Source organism: Ramlibacter sp. MAHUQ-53 (assembly GCF_052600055.1).
The window spans coordinates 194,442-218,910 of the sequence record NZ_JBQWTS010000009.1 but is presented as its reverse complement, the minus strand read 5'-3'; the positions used below and the strand labels follow the sequence as shown (position 1 = coordinate 218,910).

The following is a 24,469-nucleotide window of genomic DNA, read 5'->3' as shown; positions in this document are numbered from 1 at the left end:
CGGCTGGATGCCGCGGCATCCGGCCGTTAAGATGACCCGCGGCAGGTGTCCCCGTCCGACAGCAGCTCGCGCCTGAGGCAGACGCCCCCGGCCGGCTCCGGCCGGGACATTCAGGCGAACCCACCGATCCCCACGAACGCAGTCGATGAAGCCCTCCAGCACGCTCCAGAAGGCCGTCTTTCCCGTCGCCGGGCTCGGCACGCGTTTCCTGCCGGCCACCAAGGCCCAGCCCAAGGAAATGCTGCCCATCGTCGACAAGCCCCTGATCCAGTACGCCGTGGAAGAGGCCTACGAGGCGGGCATCCGGCACATGGTTTTCGTCACCGGCCGCAGCAAGCGCGCCATCGAGGACCATTTCGACACCGCCTACGAACTCGAGACCGAACTCGAAGCCGCCGGCAAGGACCAGCTTCTGGAGCTCGTGCGCTCCATCAAGCCCGAGGACATGGACTGCTCCTATGTGCGCCAGTCCCGCATGCTCGGCCTCGGACACGCCGTCCTGTGCGCGCAGCCCCTGGTGGGCAACGAACCCTTCGCCGTCCTCCTGGCGGACGACCTCATGATCGGGCCCGAGGGCGGCCGCGGCGTGCTCTCGCAGATGGCACAGAAGTTCAGGGAAGTCGGGACCTCGCTCCTGGCCGTCCAGGAAGTTCCGCTGGCGCATGTGCGCCGCTACGGCATCGCGGCCGGCGAGCCGGCTGGCGACGGCCTGCTGCGCGTGCGGCGCCTCGTGGAGAAGCCGCTCCCCGAGGACGCGCCGTCACGCCTGGGCGTGGCCGGCCGCTACATCCTCACGCCGGCCGTGTTCGACCACATCCGCCAGCAACCGAAGGGGGCCGGGGGCGAAATCCAGCTCACCGACGGCATCGCCCGCCTCATCGACACGGAGGGCGTCCATGCCTTCCAGTACCAAGGCAAGCGCTACGACTGCGGCAGCAAGCAGGGCTTCCTCGAAGCCACCGTGGAACTGGCGCTCAAGCACCCCGAGGTGGGGCAGGAATTCAGGCAGTACCTGAGAAGCCAGATCTGCTGAGGCCTGGCCAGGCCATCCGCCTCAGCGGCGGCGCAGCACGTGGATGTATTCGCTGCCGAACGTGCTCTGTTCGACCAGCTCATTGCCGGTCTGGCGGGCAAAGGCCTGGAAGTCCCGGACGGACCCGGCGTCGGTCGCCACCACCTTCAGCAGCTGGCCGGACTCGATCTCGGCGAGCGCCTTCTTCGCCTTGAGAATGGGCAGGGGGCAGTTCAGTCCGCGGGTGTCGATTTCCTTGGCGATGTCCATGGGTGCATCCTTAAGCTGTATCGATTCTAGGCGCTGGCCGGCGGCTCGAGGAAACGCGGCTCGATCCCCCGGCGTCGAAGCCAGTCCGCCAGCGCCAGCCCGGTGCCGGCACGCCAGCAGCGGACCTCGTCGAGCGCGAACCGTCGCCAGTCCACCAGTTCCGGCGACAGGCGCACCTCGCCATGGGCCACGGCGTGGAAGGCAATGATGACTTGGTTCATGCGCTGGAAGTCATACACGCCGATCAGGCTCAGCGCGCTCACCTCGAGCTGCGTTTCCTCCCGGATTTCACGCACGATGCCCGCTTCCGCGGTCTCGCCGGCCTCCATGAAGCCGGTGATCAGCGCATAAGTCTTGCCGGGCCAGGCCGCGTTGCGGGCCAGCAGCACGCCGCCTTCGTACTCGATCACCGCCGCCAGCACCGGCGTCGGGTTGTTCCAATGGGTCCAGCCACAGGCCGGGCAACGCAAACGCTCGCGCGGCCCGCCGTCCTCCTGCGCGGTGATAGGCGCCAGCCGGGCGGCGCACATCAGGCAGAAGCAGGGCGTCGCCGGGGTCATCGCACGTCAGGCGGGGAACACGCCGGTGGACAGGTACCGGTCCCCCCGGTCGCAGACGACGAAGACGATCGTCGCGTTCTCGACCTTCCGGGAGATCTCCTGCGCCACCCACAGGGCGCCAGCCGCCGAGATACCGGCGAAGATGCCCTCCTCGCGGGCCAGGCGGCGGCACATGTCCTCGGCATCGTCCTGGGACACGTACACCAGCTCGTCGACGGTGCTCGGGTCGTAGATCCGCGGCAGGTACTCCTGCGGCCACTTTCGAATGCCGGGGATGCGCGAACCTTCGCTGGGCTGCGCCCCGATGATCCGGATCGCGGGGTTCTTCTCCTTGAGGAAACGCGACACGCCGGTGATGGTTCCGGTCGTTCCCATCGCGCTCACGAAGTGGGTGATGCGGCCCCCGGTCTGTTCCCAGATCTCCGGGCCGGTGGTTTCGTAGTGGATACGCGGGTTGTCGGCGTTGGCGAACTGGTCCAGCACGCGCCCCTTGCCTTCGCGCTGCATGTTCTCGGCCAGGTCGCGGGCGTACTCCATGCCGCCGCTCTTGGGCGTGAGCACGAGCTCGGCGCCGAAGGCCTTCATGGTCTGGGCCCGCTCGATCGACAGGTCCTCCGGCATGATCAGCACCATCCGGTAGCCCTTGATGGCGGCGGCCATGGCGAGGGCGATGCCGGTATTGCCCGAGGTGGCCTCGATCAGGGTATCGCCGGGCTTGATGTCGCCGCGCTCCTCGGCGCGGCGGATCATCGACAGTGCCGGCCGGTCCTTCACCGACCCTGCGGGGTTGTTGCCTTCGAGCTTGCCCAGCACCACGTTGCCCCGCCGCTGGTTCTCCTGCGCGCCGATGCGCTGCAACGCCACCAGCGGCGTCTTGCCGATGGCGTCTTCGATGGTCGGGTACTTCATGCGTGTCACTGTGCCATAATTTTCGACCGCTCCTTCGAGCCTGGCCCGAGTGGTGAAATTGGTAGACGCAGGGGACTCAAAATCCCCCGCCGCAAGGCGTGCCGGTTCGATTCCGGCCTCGGGCACCACGCGATGTACCGCCCTTCCCGGGCGGAACCTTCCTCCGGACATGGTCACGAACTGGCACTGCCGCATTCGCGGCTAGAGTCATTCCAAAATGAACCTCATGTCCATCGCCAAGCCTCTTCCCGCAGCCGGCGGCGCCGAGCTGACCTTGAACACCTTCCGCGAAGTCGCGCGCGAGTGCCCGCCCGGCGCCGTGCTCACGGTGGAAGGCAACCAGCTGACCGTGCTGGGCAAAGGCAGCCTGAGCGGACGCGATGTCGCCATGGTCGGCCCCACCCTGGCGATCCGATCCTTCCGTGCGGTGATCAGCGAAGAAATCAGTCCGTTCGCCAGCCAGACGATCACCTCGCGGCACGGCCTGGCGGATGCCTCCAGCCGCCTCGAAGGGCACGCGGTCGAAGCACTGGTCGCCGAGGCCCAGGCCATACAGCAGCAACGGGACCTGGAGTTGGTGATGCTGGGCGTGGCCGATGCGGACCGGTTCAGGGCGCTCGGCAAACGCCCAACCGACTGACCGACCAGTCAGTCACAGGAAGATAATAAAAAACGTACTACTTTGTTTGACTAATTAAGAACTCTAGGGCATCTTTACTACTCGTCTGTAGTGCCTTGGAGTTGCTGTGATTACCCATCCCACCCAAGCCGAAGCCCGGAGCACCCCCTCCGCAGCCTCCGCGGTTCCCGCCCCTCGCGGCCAGCTCCTGGCGCCGGCGGACGAAGCCCTCTTCCGCAAGCTCGTTCATGACCACAGGCAGCGCCTGTACCGGTTTGTGGTCAAGCACATCGGCTGGGGCACCGATGCCGAAGACATCACCCAGCAAGCATTCGTCGAGGCGGCACACAGCTACTCCACATTCAAGGGTGAGTCTGAGTTGTCCACCTGGCTCTACGGCATTGCCATGAACCTGGTGCGCAACTACCTGTCACGCTCCCCCCACCGTCGCTATGTCTTCGAGGACGACGAAGTTCTCAATGAAACCTCCAGCAACCGGCCAGACCCGTCCGAGCAGCTGGCTCAGACTCAATCCGTCAAGGCCCTGCAGAAGGCCCTCGAGGAACTCCCGTCGGAAATGCGAGATGTGCTCCTGCTCGTGGCACTAGATGAATTGAGCTACGAAGAGGCCGCTGTGATGCTTTCCATCCCGGTAGGCACCGTGCGCAGCCGCGTGTCCCGCGCCCGCGCCTCGCTGCGCAAGCGACTTGCCGGCCAGCACCTCGGCCTGGGCTTCTGACCCCCCGCACGGCCGGCTCCTCCACGAGCCGGCCCCCAACCTCCACTCAGGGGCCGCCGCCCACCTTCAGCGGCGGCATCGAAGTCACCAGCTTCGGGCGGATCATGAACAGCCGCTCACGCTTCTGGATCACACGCGTCTTGTTGGAAAACAGCAGCCCGACCCCCGGGAGGTCCCCCAGCAGCGGCACCTTCTGGTCAGAGTCGACCGCCTGGTCCGAGCTGTAGCCGGCAATCAACAGCGCCTCGTCCTGCTGGACGATCGCCTGGGTGCTCACCACACTGCGCCGCACCGTCGGCAGCGAGTCGACCTGGCGGTCCTGGATCTGTCCGTCCTCGATATCGATCGTCAACTGGATCGACGGCTGTACGCCGTCCACGAGCCGGGGCGTCACGCGCAGGGTGGTTCCGGCGGTGACGGGCGAGACCGTGGCCACGCGCTCCCCCTGCACACGGATGTAGAAGGTCTCCGACAGGTCAAGGAGGGCCCCGATGTTGTCCGTGGTCAAGACCGAAGGGCGGCTCTGGATGCGGGCGTCGCCCCGGTTCTCGAGCAGGCGGATCTGAGCAATCAGGTGATTGCCCACGTCGAACGCCAGCGTGCTCGAATTGAAACTGCCCCCCGACGGCCCACGGACCACCGACAGCGTCCCCGGTGCCGGCGGCCCGATGACGCCGAATCCAGCCGCCGTGTCGCCCCTGCGGCTGGACCAGTTGATCCCGAGCTCACGCGCCCGTTCGGTGTTGATGTCGATGATCATGGCCTCGATCTCTATCAGCGCCGTCGGCACGTCGAGCTGTGCGATGAGCCGCTCGTACATCGGCATCCGCTCGGGAATGTCGTGGATGACCAAGGCGTTCAGGCGGGGGTCTGACTGGATCGAGGCCACGGTCCGCGCGCGCCCGTCCGACGCTCCTCTCGCATTGCCCGCAGCCCCCTGGGCCGGTGCCCCTCCGGCTGGCGCGCCGGCCCGTGACGCCGGTGCCTCAGCGGCAGGACCGGCCGTACCGGACGACGCGCCGACGCCCGCAACTGATTCGGAGGCCACGGTGGACGGCCGCAGCCCCGAGAGCACCGGCAGCGGCGACTCCGTCACGCCCCCCGCTGCGGCGGAAGCGCCCGCGCCTACACCCACCAGGTTGCGCAGCACCGTCGCCAGCCCAGCCTGGCGGACCTGCCGGTCGCGGTACTGGATCAACCGGTCCTCGGACGACGCGTGCCGCAGCCGGAACACCATCACCTGGTGAGCGCTCGCCCCCGGCGGCAACTGACGCAAGGTCGCCTCGATCAGGCCCACGTAAGCTGGAGGCCCGGACACCAGCACGATGCCCTGATCAGGCAGCTCGCCCCACCCGAACCGCGCGTCCAGGACGCCAAGGTCCCCCAGCGCCTGTCGCAGCTGCGCCTGGCTGCCGCTCGGGACGGGCAGGCTGCGGGTCACCGCATCACTCGCGCGGCTGACATGCAGCGTACCGGCATGGGTGAACCAGCTGAAGCCGTAAACGCCACCGAGGCGGGAGATGAACTCGGTGGGGTTGCGCGTCGTGAAGCGGCCATTCACCGTCCCTGCCACGCCGGGCTGCAGGGACAGCGACAGGCTGAACCCCGAGGCGAACTCGCCCAGGACACTCTCGAGGGACACATTGTTGGCGAAATAGCTGTAGGGGGCATCGGGCCATGGCACCGGCCCTGCGTGGGCCGCTCCCGCACAGGCTGCCATCCAGGCCACGATCACGCGGGCGCGCCGCACCGCAACACGAAGCGTCGACCAGCCGGAGACTTTCAGGACATGGAAGTTCATGGTGTCTCCCCTCAGGCGACGCGCCGGGCCGCCCATTCGCTGCACACGTCGCGCCAGAAGGTCAGCAGGTTGAGGAAAGCGCCCAGCTCCTTCTCGAGCCCCTCGACCCCGAGGGTGTTTGGCAGCACCCGCTGGAGTTGGAGGCTGTCGAAGGCCTCCTCTATCACCAAGCCGGCCGCATGGGCGCGCAGCAGCCCGGCCCCTTTGGCGGACAGGCGCAGCAGCAGGTCGTCCGCCATGCCTCGGGGCCATTGCCCCAGGTCGGCCAGCCTCGCGACCAGGGCAATCCGCCCTTCGGATGCGGGCCGCAGTTGCACCCGGTAGCGATCATCGAACTCCAGAACCAGCCGCCCGTCCGGGCGGAAGGCTTCGGGTCCGAGGCCGTTGCGGTCCGCGTAGGCACGCGCCAGCGGATGAATCGTAGTCATCGTCATCGCTCACTCCTCACTCTGGCCGATCTCCCGCACCATGCGCAGCACCGCGGCGACGGGTTCGATCAACTCGCTGGGGATGTACTGGTCGACCGAGGCGGTCTCCATCAGCGCCCAGGCCAGCGGCACGTTCTCGAGGACAGGGACGCCCGCTTCGCGGGCAGCTTGCACCATGCGCGCCGCCAGCGCGCCTTCCCCCTTGGCCAGCACGACCGGCAGGGGCGTCCGGCCTTCTTCATAGTCGATGGCGATGGCCAAGTGGACTGGGTTGGTCACCACCACGGAAGCCTGCCGGGTCTTCTGCACCGCCCCTTCCTGCAACATCTCCTGGTGCAGGTGCTTGCGTTGGTGCTTGATGTGCGGATCGCCCTCGGCTTCCTTGTACTCCTGCTTGACCTCGTCCTTGGACATCATCAACTGCTTGACGTGCTGGTGCCGCTGCCAGGCGAAGTCGGCTGCGGCGATGATGGCGTAGCCCACGGAGATCTTCACCATCATGGACTTGAGCAGCAGGCCCAGTGCGACCCCGACCCCCGCCAAACCCGCTTGAGGCAAGGTCAGTAGCACCGGCAGCGAGTCGCGCAGGACCACGTAGATGATGGCCGAGAGTACGGCGATCTTGAGGTTCGATTTGAGGAACTCGACCAGATTCTTCTTGCCGACGATGTTCTTGACGTTGTTGACGACGTTCAGTTTCTTCCCGGAGGGAGTGACCGACTTGATCGAAACCAGCATGCCGGTCTGGAGCATCTCGACGAACAGCCCGAGCCCGATCACGATCAGCAGGTAGGGCAGGAGCAGCGCGATCGAATCGCGCAGCAGCTGCGTCACCACCACGTTGACCGCGTCCTCGAACTGCATGCGCAGCACGCTCGCCGGCAGCACCATCATCTCCCCCAGGCGGCGCACGATGGCCTCGGAATCCGCCAGCATGTACCCGAACAGCGCAAGGATCAGGACCGTCTGGGTGAAGTCCTTGCTGTGGGCGACCTGGCCGTCCTCGCGCGCCTTCTCCAGCTTCTTGGGTGTCGGCAGCTCGGTCTTCTCGCTCATCGCCCGCCTCCCGCGGAGGACCGCCATTGGCCATCCAGGGCCGGAACGATCTCGCGCAATTGCTGCAGCTGGCTCCCCGTGTAGTCGAACAGCGTGGTCATGTACAGGATCAGGACCAGCAGGGCCAGGGCACTCTTGATTGGCATGGCCATGAAGAACACCTGCAGTTGCGGAACGAAGCGACTGACCAGCGCTAGCCCCATCTCCGAAAGGAACATGGCAACGATGGCGGGCGCCGACAGGACCAGCGCCGTGCGCACGATCCGCATCAACTGCTCGAGGAAGAATGGCGCCGCTCCCTCATGCAGCACTGGCGCCCACGAGAAGACGTTCCACAGCCGGAAGCTCTCGTACATCACCTCCAGGAGGAGCAGGAATCCGCCGCTGACGAAGAAGAAGACGATGAAGGCCTGGTTGAACAGGATTCCCAGTGGCGAGCTGTCGTTGCCGGTGAGGGGATTGAGGGAGGCCGCAATACTCGCCCCCCGCTGGTTGTCGATCAGGAAGCCGATGGCCTCGAAGACCCAGAAGGGAATGGCCACCATGAACCCGAGAATGAAACCAACGATCGCCTCCTTCACCAGGATCAGGAAGACCACGGCGCCGTCCGGCCCGGCCGAGGTCACCTGGGGCATCAGCGTCGGCGCTACCAGGGCGCCGAATCCCGCGGCCACCCCGAGGCGAAGCATGCCTGGCAACTGGGCGCGCCCGAAGATCGGGATGGCGATGAACATCCCCAGGATCCTGGGCTGCGAGTACGCCAGCGCCACGAGGAAGGCCTTGCCTTGGGTGTAGAGCGTGGCCTCGTCCATGACCGGCCTAGCGCCCGACCTGCGGGAACATCTCGAACACCGAGATCGTGTAGTTGTACAACTCACCGCCAACCCATCGCGCGGTGAGCGCGAGCATCGCCATCACGGCAATCAGCTTCACGGCGAAGGACAGCGTCTGCTCCTGGATCTGCGTCAGCGCCTGGAACAGCGAGAACAGGGTGCCGACCACCGAGGCCACGATGATGGGCGGCAGCGACAGCCACAAGGTGAGGTACAGCGCCTTGATCATGAAGTTGACGAGTTCGGCGGTATCCATGGTCCCTCACGCATAGGTCAATACCAGGCCCTGGATGAGGCGGGTCCATCCATCGACGGCGACGAACAGGAACAGCTTCAGGGGCAGGGAGATCGTCACCGGCGAGACCATCATCATCCCCATCGCCAGCAGGATGTTGGAGACGATCAGGTCGATCACCACGAACGGCAGATACAGCAGGAACCCGATCTGGAATGCGGAGGTCAGCTCACTCACGAGGAAGGCCGGCATCAGCACCAGGAAATCGGTGGGCTTGACGTCCGCGGCGAGCTCGGGCCCCCACATCTTCTGGGCGGTACGCACGAAGAAGTCACGCTGTTCGGGCTTGGTGTGCCGCTCCATGAAGCCCCGCAAGGGTTCTCCCCCCGTGCGGACGGCAGTCACCAGCGCAGCGACATTGCGCGTCGCGGCAGGCTGCTGCATCACGCCGTCGTAGATCCGGTTTCCGATCGGCGCCATGACGTAAAAGGTCAGGATCAGCGAAAGGCCGTACAAGGCCATATTCGGCGGGATCTGCTGCACGCCCAGCGCATTGCGAACCAGCATCATCACGACCGAGATCTTGAGGAACGACGTCGTGACCACCACCACCAGCGGCACCAGCGCGAGCAGCGCCAGGACGGCGAGTAGGGTGATGGGGTCGAGGCTGTTCATTCGGACGCCTCTTCCTCGCCGGAGGCTTCGGCCGGTTCGGGAGGCCTCTCCGGCTCGATGAGGCGCCCGACGACCACGCCCAGCCGGCCGTCGATTTCCACCAGCTCGCCCCGCCCCACCAGGACGCCGTTGACGCGCAGGTTGACTGCCGACGCGAGCGGCTGCTCCAGGTCGATGACCTGCCCCGGCTGCAGCGTGCGGATCTCCGCCAGGGTCATCGTCCGCTGCCCCAAATCGAACGACACCTGGAATGGCAACTGGTCCAAGTCTCCCGCCTGGGAAATATCGCCTTCGTCGACCATGGCATGACCTCCTTGCATGAATGGCTGGACCACCACCAGTCCCGCCCCTTCGCATCGCACGCGCAGGCCCGCTTCACCGGCTGACAGCCAGAACTCGCCCGCCGCCGTGAGGAAGGGATGCTGCAGAAGCACTGCATCGCCCGGGCGCAGCTGCGCGAACTCCTCCACCGTCAGGCCGGAACGCCCGATCTCGGCCCGCAGGCGCACCGGCAAGGAATCGACAGCCAGCTCGTTGCGAACGGAAGGAAGCCGGGCCACCAGGCCTGCGGCGAGCATGAGCCCGAGGCTGGAGGTGGCCAGACGTGCATGAATCACGGATTCGTCATGCGCCGCCTCGATCAGAAAGACATGGCGCAGCTCTGCGGGACGCTTGCCACCCCGCACCACGGCATCGATCGTGACCTGCCCCTTGCGCAGGGCTTCCAGCGCCTGCATGACTTGCGAGCCAGCGGCCTCCAGCAACGGAGTGACGAAGGCATCGGGCAGCGCGGGCACCTCCAGCGCGGGATGGCACGCCTGGACCCAGGCCTGGGCGGCACTCGCCGGAACGGCGAGTTCGAAAGGCGCCCCGCCCCACTGCAGCCGAATCCGCCATTCGCTGTCGTCCGGCTCGGACTGCCACGGCTCCATCAAGGGAACGAACCTGAGCGTCCACTCTCGCCCGCCCCATTGCACGGCATGCGCATGGGCGCGTTGCGCCAGTGCCGTACGCGCGAGGGCCTCCTGCCGGGTGAGGCGCGGCCACTCCGTCGCAATGGCGGGAGCGGACAGGGCCGCCGGCATCAGATCGAGGATGTCATGCTTCATGGCGCACCGCTCACCTCGAACAGTTGGGGATCTTCCTCGTCGTCGGCCTGCACCCGCAGCAAGACATCACGCCGCAGCTGCCGCGCCAGCTCGGGGGCCTGCAAGGGCGCCGCACGCACCAGGCGTCGCCGGGAGGTCTCGTCGCGGCACAGGAAGTCGACTTGCAGCCGCCCCTCGATTTCCTCGATCGACACGGTCACCCCGGGCAGGAGGTCGTCCTTCAGGTTCATCCGGACCTGCTTTCCGCCGGCTCGCCCCTCGCCCACCATCAGGCGGCTCAAGGCTTCGCCCACCCGGGAAGCGAGCTCCGAAGTCAGCGGATCGGCCGCACCGGCCGCCGGCTTCAGCGACCCCAGGAGCGATGCCGGCGACGGCAACCCCGCGGCGACGGGCGCGGGCCCCGGCGGTGGCGAGGCCATCGCCTGAGCGAACCGGTCACTATCTCCGGCGTCCGGTTGCGCCTGCTGGCCGGACGCACCTGTGTCGGGCGTTCCGGCGCCGAAGCGGGGGACCGAGACGTCCAGGCGGATGCTGCGGTCGGTACTCATTCGTCTGCCTCCCCGCCGCCCCATTCCGCACGGCTCTTGCGCATCTCGGCGGCCTCTTCCATCTCGGCATCCTCCTTGCGTTCGACTTCGCGGATCTGCGCCACCGCGTGGTTGCGGGCTAGCTCGACGAACTTTTCCTTCATCCGCGTCGCCTGCACGTGGGTGGTGCGGCAGTCGTCGAGCTCCTGCTGCTCCCGGACTTGCTCCTCGTGAGCGCGATCGAGGAGGACCGAGTGGTCTCGTTCCTGCGAGCGCATGGCGGCAACCGAGGTGTAGACATCCTGGATATCGCGGAGCAGCACGATGGCGCTGCACAGGTCGTCGAATAACGCCCGCTCCTGGCGCTCGGCGTGGGCGCGGAACTCCATCAGACGCCGTTCGGCCGACTCCCGCTCGGCCTTCGCACGGGCCAGGACCAGCCGCTGCTTGCGCACCGCGAGTTCGGCCTTCCCCTCCCTGAAGGTCTTGATCGCCAGCAGCTCACGGAACATCGACAGGGCCATGGCTATCTCCCCACGAGGGCCAGGAGTTGGTCCAGGGTGTCCGTGAAGGCCGATTTCTCGTCCGTCCGCTGCCGCAGGAAGGCGAGGATGGCCTCTTGCCGGTCGATCGCCTCGTCGGTCGTCTCGTCTCCCCCTCGCTTGTATTCACCGATCTTGACCAGCAGCTCGACTTCCGCGTACTTCGCCATCAGCTCCCGCAGCCGGCCCGCAGCTGCACGATGCTCCGGCGACACCACGTTGTTCATCACCCGGCTGGCTGAAGCGAGCACATCGACCGCGGGGTAATGGTTGGCCGCCCCGAGCTTGCGTGACAGGACGATGTGGCCGTCGAGAATGGACCGCGTTTCGTCGGCGATCGGCTCGGTCATGTCGTCGCCTTCGACAAGCACCGTATAGAGGGCAGTGATCGATCCGCGCTCGTTCATGCCCACGCGCTCCATCAGCTTGGGCAATGTGGCGAAGACGCTGGGTGGAAATCCCCGGCGGGTCGGAGGCTCTCCCGCTGCCAGGCCGATCTCGCGCTGTGCCCGGGCGAAGCGGGTGACGCTGTCCATCAGGAACAGGACCCTCTTGCCCTGGTCCCGGAAGTACTCGGCGATCGCGGTGGCCACATAGGCGGCCTTGGCCCGCTCCATCGAACTCTTGTCGGATGTGGCACAGACGATCACGCTCTTGCGGCGCCCTTCCTCGCCCAGCTCGTGCTCGAGGAACTCGCGCACTTCCCGGCCCCGCTCGCCGATCAGGGCGATCACGGTTACGTCGACGTTGGCGCCCTTGACCAGCATTCCCATCAGCGTCGACTTGCCGCCGCCAGCCGCGGCGAAGATTCCCATGCGCTGCCCCTCGCCGCAGGTGAGGGTGGCATCGAGTACCCGGACACCCAACTCCAGCGGCTGGTGGATCAGCCGCCGCTTGAGTGGGTCAGGCGCATCGGCGAAGACCGGATAGAACTTCTCTGAGACCAGCGGGCCGCGCTCCTTCTCGTCGAGGGGACGGCCCAGGCCATCGAGCACCCGCCCCAGCAGCCCGCTGCCCACCGGCACCATGTGGGCCCTGCCGGTCGGCACCACCTCGGTCGACCCGCTGATGCCGTACATGTCCCCGATCGGCGTGAGCAACGCCGCATCCTTGACGAAGCCGACGACCTCGGCCTTCATCTCGAAGTCCTCGCCCGGATTGCGAAGCAGGCACACTTCCCCGACCTTCACCGTCGGGACGACGGCCTTGATGATGGTCCCGATGACCTGCGTCACCCGTCCCTTGATGCGCAGGATCGGCGTGTCCTCCAAGGCCAGGGACATCATGTCGGTGACGTAGTCGAACTGGCGCATGGAGCTCATTCCCCGGTCAGACCCTGCTTCCCAGGACCTTCAGGAAGGCGGTCCGCAGGGCTTCGAGCTGGCTGTCGATACTGGCCTCCACCAGACCGATCTCGCTTTCCAGGATGCATGCGTCTCGCCCCAGCCGGCTGTCCGCCACGATGTCGAGGTAACCGACGCCCGGATACGCAGCCAGCAGGTCGTTGATCCGCTCCTTCACCGCATCGACCTGTTGCGGGTTCAGACGCAGGGTCATCTGCTTCTGGTTTCGGACCACCGACAGGACATTGCGCACGGTGATCAGGACCCGCTCGCGTTCGTCGAAGTCACAGATGATCTTCTGCACGGCCTGCATGACCAGGTCGACCATCTTCGACTCGACCTTGCTGAAGTAGTCGACATTCCGGGTGACGTTTTCGATCATCTGTTCGGCCTGCTCGAGCCGGGCCTCCTCCCGGCCCTCCTCGTAACCCCGGCGGCGCTCTGCCTCGAATACTTCCCGGGCAGACGCGACGATCTCCTCGGCCTGATTCCTGGCCAGTGCAATCGTTGCCTCCACACTCCGCAACGCGCCAAGCTCCGAGGCCCGCACGATCCTGCACCCCGGTTGCAACCCGATCTGCACGCTGTGGCGTGGCGTCAATGCGCCGTGGGGAATGAAGAAAGCCATTGCGGGTCCATCTCATGGAGTACGGCGCGTGCGACGCCCAGCGCGGCGGGGCCCGCCGCCAGGCCCTCGGGCAATTCTTCGACGGCCTGGCCAGCGACGGTGGGCAGGCGCCAGGTGGCTCGATGCGCCAGCGGCGGCGCCCCTTCGGCCAGGGCGAGTGCGAGCATCGCGCCTCCCAGGCGGGACGCTGCCGCCCGGACATCCGACACGTCGAGCCGATGCAGCGCATCCCGACCCGCCAGCACACCTGCGCGATGCCGCGCGAAGTCGAGGCCATCTTCGCCCAGGCTCTGCGTGAGGGTTGCGACCTCCTCCCGCGAAATGACCTGGCGCACCGCAGAGGCGATCACGACCAGGCCACACCACAGGGCCAATCGTTCGAACTCCGGGTCGGGTAGCAAGGCGATTGGCAGAACGGGATCGTCGAGCCTTTCGACCGGATCCCATGCGGCGTCCTGCAAAAAGGCGGCAGACCAATGGCGGTGCACGATCCGGTCGATCCTGCCACCCCCACTGCCAGCCTCACCCCATACGCGCATCGAGGCCGGCAGGAATTGAGTTCTGCGGGACGCATGGACCCAGCGGGCAGGACACAGGTTGAACGACAACCAGGCCTCGGTCCAGGGCTGATCCATCCATCCGGGTTGGGCGACGCCTGGCATCGGTCAGGCCTCCGGCTTCGGGGTGGCGCGGTTCGGCCACCAGTACTTCCACGCCAGGAATCCTGTCCCGCCGACGCACAGGAACAGGAGCATGGCGAGGACGACGACGACGGGGAGCAAGGCGTCCGAAGCCTGTCGCGCCTCGCCCGGGGATGCGGGCTTCCCGGGCTGCGCATTCACCAGGATGATCGACACCTTGTCCGCGGTCAGCCCGGGGATGCTGTTGGTCACCAGCCGGCGCACCAGCGGCTGGACGGTGTCGAGGTTGTAGCCCTCCTGGTGCTTGATGAAGACCGCCGCCGAGGACGGGACACCGGCCTCGCCCGTCGGGCTGCGCTCGGGCAGCACCACATGGACGCGCGCCACCACGACACCGTCGATTTGCGACAGCGTCGCGCCAAGCTCCTGCGACAGGGCATACAGGTACCGCGCCCGCTCCTCCAGGGGGGAGGAAATCAGGCCTTCCTTCTTGAACACCTGCCCCATGCCGGCAAAGCGCTCACGGGGCAACCCTTTGTCTCGCAGAAGATCGACGGCCCGCCCCATCTGGTCGGACGCGATGCTCACACCGACCATCCCCTCCTTGCCTGGCACCTTTTCCGCCGGGATACCCGCGTTCTGCAGGGCCGCCATGACCTCGTTGGCCTCGGACTCGGGCATGGCGGACATCAGCTCGACCTTCCGCCCGCACCCTGAGACGGCCATCGCCAGGATTGCCAGGGCCACCCATGACAGGAGCGATCGAAGGAAGGTCATGGCATCTTGACCAGTTGGTCCACGTTCTGGATCGACTTGCTGACCACCTTACCCAGGAGGTCGTACTGCAAGGAGGTCACCGCCACCTGGAACTGCAGCGACAAACCTTGCTGGAGCGTCAACGGAGCCGCATTGGGGTCCAGGACCGCCTGGATCTTCCCGTGGGCGGCTCGCATGTCGTTCGAGACGTTCTGCATGGTGGAGAGGATCGATTCGCCCAGGTTGAGTGGCCTTCCGGGCGCCATCGATCCGACCGGCAGAGCGATTCCACTGGTTAGGGCGGCCGGGCCCGCGGGGTCGTCCGGTGCGACGGAACCTGCCGGCCGCATAATCTCGGCGAATCGCGCGGCCGCGGCACCGTCGGCGGGCGGAAGCGAAGCAGGGACAGTCACGACAGCGGGTGCCGGTGTCGCCGCGACAGAGGCCGCAGCTGCGGCGATGGCGGTCAGGTCCATGTCATTTCCCCTCAAGGACGGTGGCGGACTCGCCGAGCATGGCCTTCGCGAGCGGGAAGCCGCCGGCAAGGCGCAGCGCACGCACGTGCTCGCTGCCGCGACCGGCCAGCTGGAGTGCCAACGCACGGAAGGTGTGGAGTACAGGCGCGTCCTGGTCATTCACGCGCAGCAGCCCGCGGTCCAGGGTTAGGACGGCGTCGTTCGCACTGCCATGGTTCATTTGGGCGGACGCGAGCCCGACATACACCGCAGCGCTCTCAGGCCTGACGCGCTCCAGCGCCTCGAAGATACGCTGCGCCCGACGTGCATCGCCACGTGCCGCAGCGAGGAAACCGATCTCCGTCAACAGCCTGGCTTCATTGGGTTCGACAGACATTCATGTTTTCGATGACAGCAGTTCCGCCAATGCCTTGGCGCGTGACAGCACGCCCGGCACTGTGTCTCTCCCCTCACAGAATCGGATCACCACCTCCAGCGCCGCCAAGGCATCCTGGGGGCGTTGCATCAACAGCAGGCACTCCGCGACGTTGAGCGCATGACGCGGGTCGTCCGGGTCCAGCTGGAGCGCGAAGTGGTAGACCTCCATCGCATCCTCGAACCTGCCAAGGAGGCGATGCGCCAGCGCCAGCCCATTGAGATACCGAGGCTGGGTGGGCTTGAAGGTGGTCAGCATGCAGAACTGCCGGAACGCAGCCTCGTGCTGGCCTGCGGCGACCTGCTGGCGGGCCAGTGCGTAGATCGATTCGGCCTCCGCATCCGTCAGCAGGTTGCTGGAGGGAAGCTCCTCCAGTACACGGCGGATCTCTTCGATGGAAGCGCCTGCGGGGTTGAACGTCGTGTCCATGGCCTGATCCCGAGCGGCCTCAGCCGCGTGCGATCACCTTCGCCTGTTCGGCGTTGGCGGCCCACATCTCCCTCAGCGAGCGTGTCAACTCGTCCGCCGCCTGCTTGGCGTTCGAGGCGTTCTCCTGGGCACGTTGCGCATTGCCGAGTCGGCCTTCGCGCTCCTTGTCGATCAGCAAGGCTTTGGCGCGTCCCACGGAGGCATCCTGCTGGCTACCAGCGGCAGCGAGTTCGGTGATCCCGCCCAGCGCCGACCCAACGCCCTGGGCCGTCGCCACATTGGGCGTGCTGGCGGCAACCTTTGCCTGAATGACCCCTTGGACGATCATTCCAGCGCCTTTGACCGTGGAGGCATCGCGCTCCTTCTGTGCGGCGAGCAGGCTGGTCTTGAAAGACTCTTCCGCCTTTTCCTCAGCGATGGATCGCTCCTTTGCTCCCACCTCTCGCTCCAGGTTGCGAATCTCATGCATTACCTGGATGAAAAGGAGTTGGAACTCGTAGAGGCTCGGACCTCGCGACTCGGACTCGATCTTCCCGGCGGCGGAGCTCATCGCAGCCAAACGCTCAGGGTCGGGCTTGGCTTCCTCCAGCTGACTCGTGGGATCCCAGCCCTCTGCGAGTGCCGTCCGGATCCGGCCTGCCGCCGCTGCATACTGCTCTGACGAGACTTCAATGCCGACACGGGCCAACACAAGGCCCTTCAGCGGCTCGCCGTGTCTTGGCGCGGATGCAAAGGTCGGCAACGACGCCGTATGGACATTCGAATTCGAGATTTCAGGCATGGAACGCTCCAGGATTTCGTGGTCGGATTCACCCTCGCGCGGGAGGCTTCTGGCTCATGACCTGCTTCTGGCTCTCCCCCATCTCGTGGAGGATCTGGCTGACCATTTGCGTGAGCTCAGTCTGGTTCGTGTAGGCCTCCTTCAGGACTTCCTGATTGAGGTTCATCTGCGCGTAGAGCGTCTCGGCCAACGCCTTCACGCGCTGGATCTGGGCCTGAACCTTGTCGGCCTCGTAGGTGGCCTTGGCGACCTCGATGTTGATCATCCCCTTGTCGACCGCCTGCATGCTTTGCATGATCAAGGAGGCCTTCTGGATCGTAGATGCGTTACGGGCCAAACTCGCCGCTGTTGAGCTGCCCCCGGTCAACATGCTCAAGGCAACCATCTGGGCAACAGATGCGGCAACGGTGAAGGTGGCAGAAACGATCATCACCTGCTGATCGTCGGCCCCCATCTGGCTTGCGATCTCGCCCATCGCTTCGCCATAGGCGGCCGGGTTGATGACTCCCTGGCCCAGTCCGCCCATGATCTTTCCGACCGACTCGGCTGCCGATGCCTTGACACCGCAGGCCTTGAGTGACTCCGTCAGTGCGCCCTTGATCAGGCGATCTGTATCCAGCGGAGGGCCTCCAGCGGCTCGGCTGATGTCACTCAGGATGGCCGTCCCAAGGCTGAGGAAGGCGAAGTTCGAGATCGCCGCCTTGACAGCGGGCATCTTGACCCCGGGAATGGAGGTCAGCAGGCCAATACCCGTGGCCATGCTGAGGAATTTCGACAACCGGCCGAACATGCCGAACACGCCGCCGCCCTTCATCTTGGCAGCAATGCGCGCGCACTTTCGGCCCCACTCCTCGATCTTTCGGATCTGCTCTTCGTTGTTGCGCTTGTTGATCGTTCGATCGCCCTCGAGACCCTTCTGCGCAGCCTTGATCTGTAGTTGCGACGACTCCTCAATCAGGTAGGCCAACCCGAAGATGCCGGCTGCCGAAACCTGGGATGCCGAAGGCCTCTCAAGCATTGGAGTTCCGTTGCCATCGGTGATGCGCGGAACGCCTCCGCGCGGAAGACCAATTCGCGCCGGTTCACCGTCCCGTCCACGGATTTCGATGAAACGTGGAGAAGCGCCGCCGCCCGGCCCGGACGTCTTGCCAGCCTGACCCTCACCGCCCAGCCAGGTTGTCGGCGGCAGATGGCCGCCCGCACGGATGTCAGTGCTCATGACCGTCTCCGGTGCCATCGGCGGCATGTCTTACCAGCAGGGATGCGAGCCCCTGCGCACGCTGTAGGAGGGCGTCGTGGACGCCGGGCTCACACTGCGCGATCACCGTATCGAGACTCTCGAGCGCGTCATCCACCCGGCCGAGGGATAGAAGGCATTCGCTCAGGTGAAAAGTAGGCGCGGGGTCTGCGGGGTCAAGGACGATAGCGACGGTGTAGACCTTGAGGGCATCCTCGAGCCGCCCGGCCATTTGCAGACTGGCGCCCAAGCCGATGGCGAAGCGCGGCTCCATGTGGTCGTTGAGCGCCAGGTAGCCGAAGACATGGACCGCATCCTGGTAGCGACCTTGCTCATAGAGCCCGTGGGCGACCGCATACAGCGATTGAAGGTCGGCATCGGCCAATCCTCGCAGATGCCCCAGCGGCTCGCCCGCCAGCAACGCATCGCCCAGTCGGTCGGCCAGAAGCGCGGCAGAATCGAATGTTTCGTTCATCGGTCGCTCACAGGGTCCGTGGATCGCTAGCGTCAACGGCCGAAAATGGTCTGGAAGACTTCCCGCTGCGTCCGGTTCATCGTCGCCATCCCCTCGAAGTAGGTGGTCCGCAAGTTGTTCGTCTGAGTGAGCCGCATCGTTTCGATCTGCTGCATCGCGCTCACCGAATCGCTTTCCCCCTGGATGCGGGTGAGGGCGGCCTGGATCTGCGACTTGGGAATCACGCCAGAAGTCACGGACGCAGCCGGCTCACCCGCTGCGCCGCCGCCGACCTTGGCCATCTCCTGGCGAAGACGCGCATCGCCACGGTCGCCATGTCGATCCGTGTAGCTGGCGAGCGCCTTTCCCGCGGGTGACTTCAGGAAGGTTCGGACCTCGTCCAGAAGAACAGGGCCCCCAACCCCTGTTAGGGCGGCAGCATCCTTACTCTCAACGTAAGTGTCTTTCGTAAATGGCACCACACGCATCAGACGCTCACGCGCCTTCGCGTCAGTGAGGAAAGTGAGGATCTCCGGAGTGACTTTCTCGAGCACTTCGGGACTTGCGGCCAACGCTGGCAAAGGCTCTTCTGCCGCGACGACTGTCGAGCTGGTTACGGTCGATGAGCCAATAGCCGCGGTCGACTCAAAAGGCTGCACACCCAACTTGCTCGAAAGGTTGTCGATCTTCGTCTTCAGCGCCGGGTTGGCATCGAGGATGGCCTTGATGTCCTCATTGGGCTTCTTGTTGCTGCACAGGCCATCCAGGTCCTGCAACGCCGATTTCAATTCGGTGAAGTCCTTGATGCGTTGGGTCGTAGAGCTGAAGGTCTTGATCATGCTTTCCATCTGCATGTCGACCACTTGGGTCCTCTCCGCCAGCGCCAGCATGTAGAGCATTGGCGGATCGAGGCGCTGGACCGGCTTGCTTTCGACCGGCGCGACGGGGGTATTGCCCCCGACTTGCATTGTGGACATGGGCGGCTCCCTTGTTGGACTTGATCTGGCTCTTTCCGGACCCGAGGGGTCAGACCAACTGGCGATTCCTGCGTATGGAGCGCCTAGCAGGGGCGCCTCCATCCGCGGAAGCCATCACTCTCTCGAGTTCTTCGTCTGCACGCTGCTGCTCCTCTCGAACCATGCGTTTCACGCTCTCTCGGTCGAGCGGATCGAGCCTGTCCATGACGCGCGCCAGCTTGGCGAGATCGATGCCGCTGTCCTCGAGCAGGCGGTTGGTTCGATCACGGTCCTCGCGAACACGCTCCAGTAGGGCGTCGGCTTCGGCCAGGATCCTCGCGATGCGGTCGTCGGATTCGTCCACGGATCGTCTCCATGCAAGTGGTCTTGTTCTGCCTCGGCCCCGCGTGAGCTGCGATGCCATCACGGCAGGTCGGAGCATCAGTAACCGGGGCTTGGATTCGGTTCCGGCCAATCTACGGACGATCGTCAAAGGAACCACGCCGGAGGCCGTGTTACTACCGGCCAGCACGGCCCTCGCCACCCGCCATCCCGCCTCACGACCGCCTCACCCAGGAGCCAGCATGCACCCCCGTGTCGACAGCAACGCCTTTGGCCCGATCCCGTCAGGTCCCGGCTTCAGCCAGCAGGCGTCCACGCCCTCCGGCTCCCTGCGTGGCGACGCTTGCGTAGCGAAGGACCCGGCGCGGATGCTGGCGGACGCAGCGGAGGAAACGAGCCGCGAGTTGGCCGACAAGGTGGGCCAGAAGTCCCTCGGTGCACGCCAGGTCAAGGCGGGCAAGCGCCCCATGACGCTGTCGATTGAAAAGTGCCAGGAGTACCTTGAAAAGGCTCGGTCCCTCGACGACAAGGCACGTCAAGAGCAATTCACGCGGCAATGCCTGCAGACCGGCGCTCGGCAGGCACATGAACAAGCGGGCCGGCAAGCCCCGGGAAACCCGACGGAGCAATATGCCCTGCTCGAAATGACTCGCCTGGAGGGAAAGGCACGCAACGCCCCCCCGGACGTCATGGCGCGGATCGAGGCCGCGCTCGAAAACCTGGCCGATACCTACGGCAAGGAGATCGAGACCCGCCTCAATACGATCGATGCCGCCGTCAGCTACGGCGAGACCGCGAAGGAGATTTCGACCTTCCAGGCGAGCTTCGACGTTCTCGCCGCTCGCCGCATGAGCGTCGCCGGTACGCTCGACCTGGTCGTGCGGCAATTGGCCGGCGACCGGACCGGCTCGAAGCTGGAGTCCGGATTCGACGCCCTGATTGCCGCTACGGGCCGGCAGCTGGCGATCTGTTGCTCCGCCCCGGAGAAGGAGCACCTCCAAGCCGTCAACACGACCTTGAACGACCTCAAGGTCATGAACACGGTCAAGGCCGGTTGCGAGGAGTTGCTCGTCCGGACATTCGAGAGCGCCGCCAGGGGAGCCTGAGATGCTCCCCGCCTCCGATGCCGACGTGCAGGCGCAGGCATTCGAGTTGATGAAGGAACTGGTCGCGATCACGGGCGAGAAGTGGGTGAGCGCCAGCCGCTTTTCTGCGATCGCCGACCGCTTTGGCGCTAGCCAGACGCAGCAGCGCATCGTGTTCCTGACCGGAATCAAGGCCTTGATGCGCGATATCCCGGTCCAGGTCTTTCCGGACATGGACGCGCGCCAGGCGATCCTCAACGCTGTCCAAGATGCTCTCGACCATGCGATCGAGCAGGAAGACGAAGAACAAGAGGAGTAGGCCATGACGTGGATCCGCGACACCGTTGCTGATTTCGGCCGACACATCGGCATCGATTCCCTGGAGCTGGGGCCGGAAGAATCGGTCCAGCTGACCTTCGCCTCCGGCAGCATCCTGGCCGTCGAGCCGACCCACAGGCTCGACGAGGATGAAATCCTGGTCTACATGGGCCGCCCCGTCGGTCACCAGCTCGCGCCCCTGCTGCGCATCGCGATGACGAAGGCCCACGTCGACCATGGCGGCTCGATGCCGATCCAGGTCGCCTCGAGGGGCACCGGACCGGATGCCATGCTGATTGCGCTGGTACGGCTGCCCCACCGGACCTTCACGCCGCAGGCCCTGGTGCACGCCACGGATCACCTGGGCCGGTGGCTAGATGAAGTTTCGGCCGGCGGGAGCCGCTGAGGCAACGGTGGCGCCATGAGCGACTTCCGAATCGGTTCCGGTCCTTTCTTCGAGCGCGGGATCGACCAGATCACCTTCCGGCGCAACGAGGGTGCGCAGGGACTTCCTGACCGGCACCACCTGATCCCCGCCGACCAGGCCAGTCGGCCGCAACTTGAAAGGTTGCTGGCACGTCCGACGCTGGACAGCCTCGTCGAGGACGCCATCACGCCCGATATCGAGGACCCGGAACTCCTTCTTCCGGCCCGGTTCAGGGGTGTCCTCAAGAACACCTTGGCGACATTGAGGCGCCGGTCGGAGAAGGAAAAGGATCCGCGGTCGAGGAATGCCCGCGCGCTGGCCCGGGCTGCCGGGCTGCTCGCAGAGGAGGACGAGCTCCGCGACCTGGCACAGATGTACCTGTCCACGCTCTACCAAGGCTGAAACCCACATGGACAAGGACGAACGCTCACTCCTCCGGATGCTCGCCCATGTCCTCCTGCAAAACGCACGGCCAGAGAAGGCGGCGATCCTTCTTTCCGCATTGGACGTGATGGAGCCCGAGCAACCCCAGGTCCTGAGAAGCCTCGCCGTGAGCCTGCTGAGGGCCGGCAAGGCCGGACAAGCGCTGGAGACCCTGGACCGCCTAGCCATCGCTGGCGGGGGCGACGCAGTCTTCCACCTTCTGCGGTCCCAGGCCCTGCTGGCGCTGGACCGGTCTGACGAGGCGCACGCGGCGATGCAGGCGTTCCTCGCCCAGCGCAAGTCTGTCCCGCCAGTCCCCGAACCCTGAGGCCACTATGCAAGCCTTGCAAGCCCAACTCCAGCGGGTCGTTCTTCTTGCCACGAGCCGCAACGACCTCGTCCTCGCCTTCATGCTGGTGGCCATCATCTTCATGATGATCCTGCCACTCCCGACCTGGCTGGTGGACGTGCTGATCGGGGTGAACATGACCGTCTCGGCCATGCTTCTGATGGTGGCGATGTACCTCCCCTCCCCGCTGGCCTTCTCCAGCTTTCCCTCCGTCCTGCTGGTCACCACATTGTTCCGCCTCGGGATCTCGATCGCCACCACGCGGCTGATCCTGCTCCAGGGGGACGCCGGACACATCATCTTCACCTTCGGGAACTTCGTCGTCGGCGGCAACCTCGTCGTAGGTCTCGTCGTCTTCCTGATCCTCACCATCGTGCAGTTCGTGGTGATCACCAAGGGCGCCGAGCGGGTGGCCGAGGTCGCTGCGCGCTTTTCACTGGACGCCATGCCGGGAAAGCAGATGTCGATCGACGGCGACATGCGCGCCGGGACGATCGACATGGAAGAGGCCAAGCGCCGCCGCCGTGTGGTGGAAAAGGAGAGCCAGCTCTATGGCGCCATGGACGGCGCGATGAAGTTCGTCAAGGGCGACGCCATTGCAGGACTGATCATCGTGGCGGTCAACCTGCTCGGGGGGATCCTGATTGGAACGATGCAGCGCGGGATGACCGCCGGCGAGGCGGTCAAGACCTACTCCATCCTCACGATCGGCGATGGATTGATCGCGCAGATTCCGGCACTGTTCATCGCCATCTGCGCCGGCATGATCGTGACGCGGGTCCAGGGTGACGAAGGTCCATCGAACGTGGGGCGCGATATCGGGGCACAGGTCCTCGCGCAGCCGAAGGCGCTGGTGATCGCCTCCGCGGTGGCGCTGGGCATGGGGTTGATCCCGGGCATGCCAACGCTCACCTTCCTGGCCCTGGCCGGCGTCCTTGGCGGCGTCGGATTCACCCTCATACGGGGAACCCGCAAAGTGGTCGACGCCCGGACCGGTCAGGTGACCGAAGTACCGGCCATGCAGGCCGCCGGCGAGACCGACAAGAAGACCAAGCCCGACGCAGGCGAGGAGTTCGCCCCGACCGTTCCCCTCCTGATGGACGTGGCCTCGCACCTTCGCGCGAGCTTCGACCCCCAGATGCTCAATGACGAACTGCTCAAGATCCGCAGGGCCCTCTATTTCGACCTTGGCGTACCGTTCCCCGGCATCCAGTTGCAGTTCAACGACAGCCTTGCTCCGGAGACTTACAACATCATGCTGGCCGAGGTCCCGGTCTCCCAGGGCAAGCTGCGCCCGGACCACCTCCTGGTGCGGGAGGCCACCCACAACCTCGACGCACTGCAGGTGCCTTACGAGACGGACAAGAAGTTCCTTCCGAACATCCCGACCCTGTGGGTCACCACTTCACTGAAGGAATCGATGGCAAAAGCCGGGATCGCGTTCATGGATCCGGGCCAGATCCTCACCTACCACCTTGCATTCGTCCTCAAGCGGTATTCGGGGGACTTCCTCGGCATCCAGGAGACCAAATTCCTGCTGTCCGCGATGGAGGCGAAGTTCCCGGACCTCGTTCGCGAAGCGACTCGGGTCCTGCCGATCCAGAAGATCGCCGAGATCCTGCAGCGGCTGGTGTCCGAGGACATCTCGGTTCGAAATCTCAGGACGATCCTCGAGGCCCTGATCGAATGGGGGCAGAAGGAAAAGGACTCGGTGCTCCTGACCGAGTACGTGCGGTCCACGCTCAAGCGGCACATCAGCCACAAGTACTCGAGTGGGCAGAACTTGCTTCCGGCCTACCTGCTGGCGCCCAACGTCGAGGACGTGCTGCGTGGCGCGATCCGGCAGACCAGCGCCGGCAGCTATCTGGCGCTGGAGCCAGCGACCAGCAAGCGGCTGGTCGAGAACATCAAGAAGACGGTGGGCGACCTGTCGGCAGGCGTCCAGAAGCCTGTGCTCCTGACATCCATGGACATCCGCCGTTACCTGCGAAAGATGATCGAGCAGGACCTGTACGAGTTGCCGGTCCTCAGTTACCAGGAACTGACCCAGGACATCAACATCCAGCCGCTGGCCAGGGTGGAACTATGAGTCCG

The 24,469-nt window shown here is 65.4% G+C and carries 33 protein-coding genes and 1 tRNA gene; 10 read left to right on the top strand and 24 right to left on the bottom strand.

Annotation, left to right across the window (positions count from 1 at the left end):
• The first annotated feature begins 145 nt into the window (after positions 1-145).
• Complete coding sequence (galU, locus tag ACT80S_RS15030) at positions 146-1,033, top strand: UTP--glucose-1-phosphate uridylyltransferase GalU (protein ID WP_377417243.1); 888 nt, start codon at positions 146-148, stop codon at positions 1,031-1,033.
• Positions 1,034-1,054: 21 nt separating this feature from the next.
• On the opposite strand, the gene ACT80S_RS15025 is transcribed toward galU, so the two are convergent.
• Genes ACT80S_RS15025 through cysM form a run of 3 tightly spaced genes read right to left on the bottom strand, consistent with a single transcriptional unit; the run spans position 1,055 to position 2,751 of the window.
• A complete protein-coding gene (locus ACT80S_RS15025; RefSeq protein WP_377417241.1) occupies positions 1,055-1,282 on the bottom strand; it encodes a sulfurtransferase TusA family protein in 228 nt (75 codons plus the stop codon).
• Between the two features lie 26 nt (positions 1,283-1,308).
• Complete coding sequence (locus ACT80S_RS15020; RefSeq protein ID WP_377417239.1) at positions 1,309-1,842, bottom strand: NUDIX domain-containing protein; 534 nt, start codon at positions 1,840-1,842, stop codon at positions 1,309-1,311.
• Between the two features lie 6 nt (positions 1,843-1,848).
• Positions 1,849-2,751 carry a cysteine synthase CysM gene (cysM, locus tag ACT80S_RS15015; protein ID WP_377417237.1) on the bottom strand — a complete coding sequence of 301 codons (903 nt, stop codon included), beginning with the start codon at positions 2,749-2,751 and terminating at the stop codon, positions 1,849-1,851.
• A 43-nt stretch (positions 2,752-2,794) separates the two neighbouring features.
• Between cysM and ACT80S_RS15010 the strand changes: the two genes are divergently transcribed.
• From ACT80S_RS15010 to ACT80S_RS15000, 3 genes are all read left to right on the top strand, one after another.
• Positions 2,795-2,879: transfer RNA gene (locus ACT80S_RS15010), tRNA-Leu, on the top strand.
• Between the two features lie 98 nt (positions 2,880-2,977).
• Positions 2,978-3,391: a hypothetical protein gene (locus ACT80S_RS15005; protein WP_377417235.1), complete on the top strand. Its 414-nt coding sequence runs from the start codon at positions 2,978-2,980 to the stop codon at positions 3,389-3,391.
• Positions 3,392-3,578: 187 nt separating this feature from the next.
• A complete protein-coding gene (locus tag ACT80S_RS15000) occupies positions 3,579-4,109 on the top strand; it encodes an RNA polymerase sigma factor (protein ID WP_377417262.1) in 531 nt (176 codons plus the stop codon).
• Between the two features lie 46 nt (positions 4,110-4,155).
• Here the strand turns inward: ACT80S_RS15000 and sctC are convergent, their stop codons facing one another.
• The 21 genes from sctC to ACT80S_RS14895 are packed head-to-tail and all read right to left on the bottom strand — an operon-like array spanning position 4,156 to position 19,795.
• On the bottom strand, positions 4,156-5,910 hold the full coding sequence (gene sctC / locus ACT80S_RS14995) for a type III secretion system outer membrane ring subunit SctC (protein WP_377417234.1): 1,755 nt from the start codon (positions 5,908-5,910) through the stop codon (positions 4,156-4,158).
• Between the two features lie 11 nt (positions 5,911-5,921).
• Entirely contained in the window at positions 5,922-6,344 is a 423-nt protein-coding gene (locus tag ACT80S_RS14990; protein ID WP_377417232.1) for a hypothetical protein, read from the bottom strand.
• Between the two features lie 3 nt (positions 6,345-6,347).
• Positions 6,348-7,394 carry a type III secretion system export apparatus subunit SctU gene (gene sctU / locus ACT80S_RS14985; RefSeq protein WP_377417230.1) on the bottom strand — a complete coding sequence of 349 codons (1,047 nt, stop codon included), beginning with the start codon at positions 7,392-7,394 and terminating at the stop codon, positions 6,348-6,350.
• Entirely contained in the window at positions 7,391-8,206 is an 816-nt protein-coding gene (sctT, locus tag ACT80S_RS14980) for a type III secretion system export apparatus subunit SctT (RefSeq protein ID WP_377417228.1), read from the bottom strand. The genes sctU and sctT overlap by 4 nt, the downstream gene beginning before the upstream one ends.
• A 7-nt stretch (positions 8,207-8,213) precedes the next feature.
• Complete coding sequence (sctS, locus tag ACT80S_RS14975; RefSeq protein ID WP_377417226.1) at positions 8,214-8,483, bottom strand: type III secretion system export apparatus subunit SctS; 270 nt, start codon at positions 8,481-8,483, stop codon at positions 8,214-8,216.
• Between the two features lie 6 nt (positions 8,484-8,489).
• On the bottom strand, positions 8,490-9,137 hold the full coding sequence (gene sctR, locus ACT80S_RS14970) for a type III secretion system export apparatus subunit SctR (protein ID WP_377417224.1): 648 nt from the start codon (positions 9,135-9,137) through the stop codon (positions 8,490-8,492).
• Complete coding sequence (gene sctQ, locus ACT80S_RS14965; RefSeq protein WP_377417222.1) at positions 9,134-10,246, bottom strand: type III secretion system cytoplasmic ring protein SctQ; 1,113 nt, start codon at positions 10,244-10,246, stop codon at positions 9,134-9,136. The genes sctR and sctQ overlap by 4 nt, the downstream gene beginning before the upstream one ends.
• Positions 10,243-10,794, bottom strand: a complete 552-nt coding sequence (locus ACT80S_RS14960) for a hypothetical protein (protein ID WP_377417220.1) — start codon at positions 10,792-10,794, stop codon at positions 10,243-10,245. Before ACT80S_RS14960 ends, sctQ begins: the two co-directional genes overlap by 4 nt.
• Entirely contained in the window at positions 10,791-11,297 is a 507-nt protein-coding gene (gene sctO, locus ACT80S_RS14955) for a type III secretion system stalk subunit SctO (RefSeq protein ID WP_377417218.1), read from the bottom strand. The genes ACT80S_RS14960 and sctO overlap by 4 nt, the downstream gene beginning before the upstream one ends.
• 2 nt (positions 11,298-11,299) lie before the next feature.
• Complete coding sequence (gene sctN, locus ACT80S_RS14950; protein ID WP_377417216.1) at positions 11,300-12,628, bottom strand: type III secretion system ATPase SctN; 1,329 nt, start codon at positions 12,626-12,628, stop codon at positions 11,300-11,302.
• A 16-nt stretch (positions 12,629-12,644) separates the two neighbouring features.
• Positions 12,645-13,286 (bottom strand): HrpE/YscL family type III secretion apparatus protein, encoded by a 642-nt coding sequence (locus tag ACT80S_RS14945; protein WP_377417214.1) that lies wholly within the window; start codon positions 13,284-13,286, stop codon positions 12,645-12,647.
• Positions 13,256-13,948 carry a SctK family type III secretion system sorting platform protein gene (locus tag ACT80S_RS14940; RefSeq protein ID WP_377417212.1) on the bottom strand — a complete coding sequence of 231 codons (693 nt, stop codon included), beginning with the start codon at positions 13,946-13,948 and terminating at the stop codon, positions 13,256-13,258. Before ACT80S_RS14940 ends, ACT80S_RS14945 begins: the two co-directional genes overlap by 31 nt.
• Positions 13,949-13,951: 3 nt before the next feature.
• On the bottom strand, positions 13,952-14,704 hold the full coding sequence (sctJ, locus tag ACT80S_RS14935) for a type III secretion system inner membrane ring lipoprotein SctJ (protein ID WP_377417210.1): 753 nt from the start codon (positions 14,702-14,704) through the stop codon (positions 13,952-13,954).
• Positions 14,701-15,159 (bottom strand): type III secretion system inner rod subunit SctI, encoded by a 459-nt coding sequence (sctI, locus tag ACT80S_RS14930; protein ID WP_377417208.1) that lies wholly within the window; start codon positions 15,157-15,159, stop codon positions 14,701-14,703. The genes sctJ and sctI overlap by 4 nt, the downstream gene beginning before the upstream one ends.
• A 1-nt stretch (position 15,160) precedes the next feature.
• Complete coding sequence (locus ACT80S_RS14925; RefSeq protein ID WP_377417206.1) at positions 15,161-15,535, bottom strand: tetratricopeptide repeat protein; 375 nt, start codon at positions 15,533-15,535, stop codon at positions 15,161-15,163.
• Entirely contained in the window at positions 15,536-16,003 is a 468-nt protein-coding gene (locus tag ACT80S_RS14920) for a tetratricopeptide repeat protein (RefSeq protein WP_377417202.1), read from the bottom strand. It abuts the gene before it with no gap.
• Between the two features lie 19 nt (positions 16,004-16,022).
• Entirely contained in the window at positions 16,023-16,784 is a 762-nt protein-coding gene (locus ACT80S_RS14915; protein ID WP_377417199.1) for a hypothetical protein, read from the bottom strand.
• A 28-nt stretch (positions 16,785-16,812) separates the two neighbouring features.
• A complete protein-coding gene (locus tag ACT80S_RS14910) occupies positions 16,813-18,003 on the bottom strand; it encodes a hypothetical protein (RefSeq protein ID WP_377417197.1) in 1,191 nt (396 codons plus the stop codon).
• A complete protein-coding gene (locus tag ACT80S_RS14905; RefSeq protein ID WP_377417194.1) occupies positions 17,993-18,496 on the bottom strand; it encodes a SycD/LcrH family type III secretion system chaperone in 504 nt (167 codons plus the stop codon). Before ACT80S_RS14905 ends, ACT80S_RS14910 begins: the two co-directional genes overlap by 11 nt.
• A gap of 32 nt (positions 18,497-18,528) precedes the next feature.
• Positions 18,529-19,452 carry a hypothetical protein gene (locus tag ACT80S_RS14900; protein WP_377417191.1) on the bottom strand — a complete coding sequence of 308 codons (924 nt, stop codon included), beginning with the start codon at positions 19,450-19,452 and terminating at the stop codon, positions 18,529-18,531.
• Between the two features lie 49 nt (positions 19,453-19,501).
• Positions 19,502-19,795, bottom strand: a complete 294-nt coding sequence (locus ACT80S_RS14895) for a hypothetical protein (protein ID WP_377417188.1) — start codon at positions 19,793-19,795, stop codon at positions 19,502-19,504.
• Between the two features lie 220 nt (positions 19,796-20,015).
• On the opposite strand from ACT80S_RS14895, the gene ACT80S_RS14890 reads away from it, so the two are divergent.
• From ACT80S_RS14890 to sctV, 6 genes are read left to right on the top strand one after another with little or no spacing between them, the layout of a single operon-like run.
• A complete protein-coding gene (locus ACT80S_RS14890; RefSeq protein ID WP_377417185.1) occupies positions 20,016-20,879 on the top strand; it encodes an HrpJ domain-containing protein in 864 nt (287 codons plus the stop codon).
• A gap of 1 nt (position 20,880) precedes the next feature.
• Positions 20,881-21,177, top strand: a complete 297-nt coding sequence (locus ACT80S_RS14885; protein WP_377417182.1) for a TyeA family type III secretion system gatekeeper subunit — start codon at positions 20,881-20,883, stop codon at positions 21,175-21,177.
• Positions 21,178-21,180: 3 nt separating this feature from the next.
• Positions 21,181-21,582: a hypothetical protein gene (locus ACT80S_RS14880; protein WP_377417179.1), complete on the top strand. Its 402-nt coding sequence runs from the start codon at positions 21,181-21,183 to the stop codon at positions 21,580-21,582.
• Positions 21,583-21,597: 15 nt separating this feature from the next.
• Positions 21,598-22,005, top strand: coding sequence for a hypothetical protein (locus ACT80S_RS14875; RefSeq protein ID WP_377417177.1), 408 nt, complete (start codon positions 21,598-21,600; stop codon positions 22,003-22,005).
• 7 nt (positions 22,006-22,012) lie between these two features.
• Positions 22,013-22,354: a tetratricopeptide repeat protein gene (locus ACT80S_RS14870; protein WP_377417174.1), complete on the top strand. Its 342-nt coding sequence runs from the start codon at positions 22,013-22,015 to the stop codon at positions 22,352-22,354.
• Between the two features lie 7 nt (positions 22,355-22,361).
• Positions 22,362-24,464 carry a type III secretion system export apparatus subunit SctV gene (gene sctV / locus ACT80S_RS14865; protein ID WP_377417171.1) on the top strand — a complete coding sequence of 701 codons (2,103 nt, stop codon included), beginning with the start codon at positions 22,362-22,364 and terminating at the stop codon, positions 24,462-24,464.
• Positions 24,465-24,469: the final 5 nt, after the last annotated feature.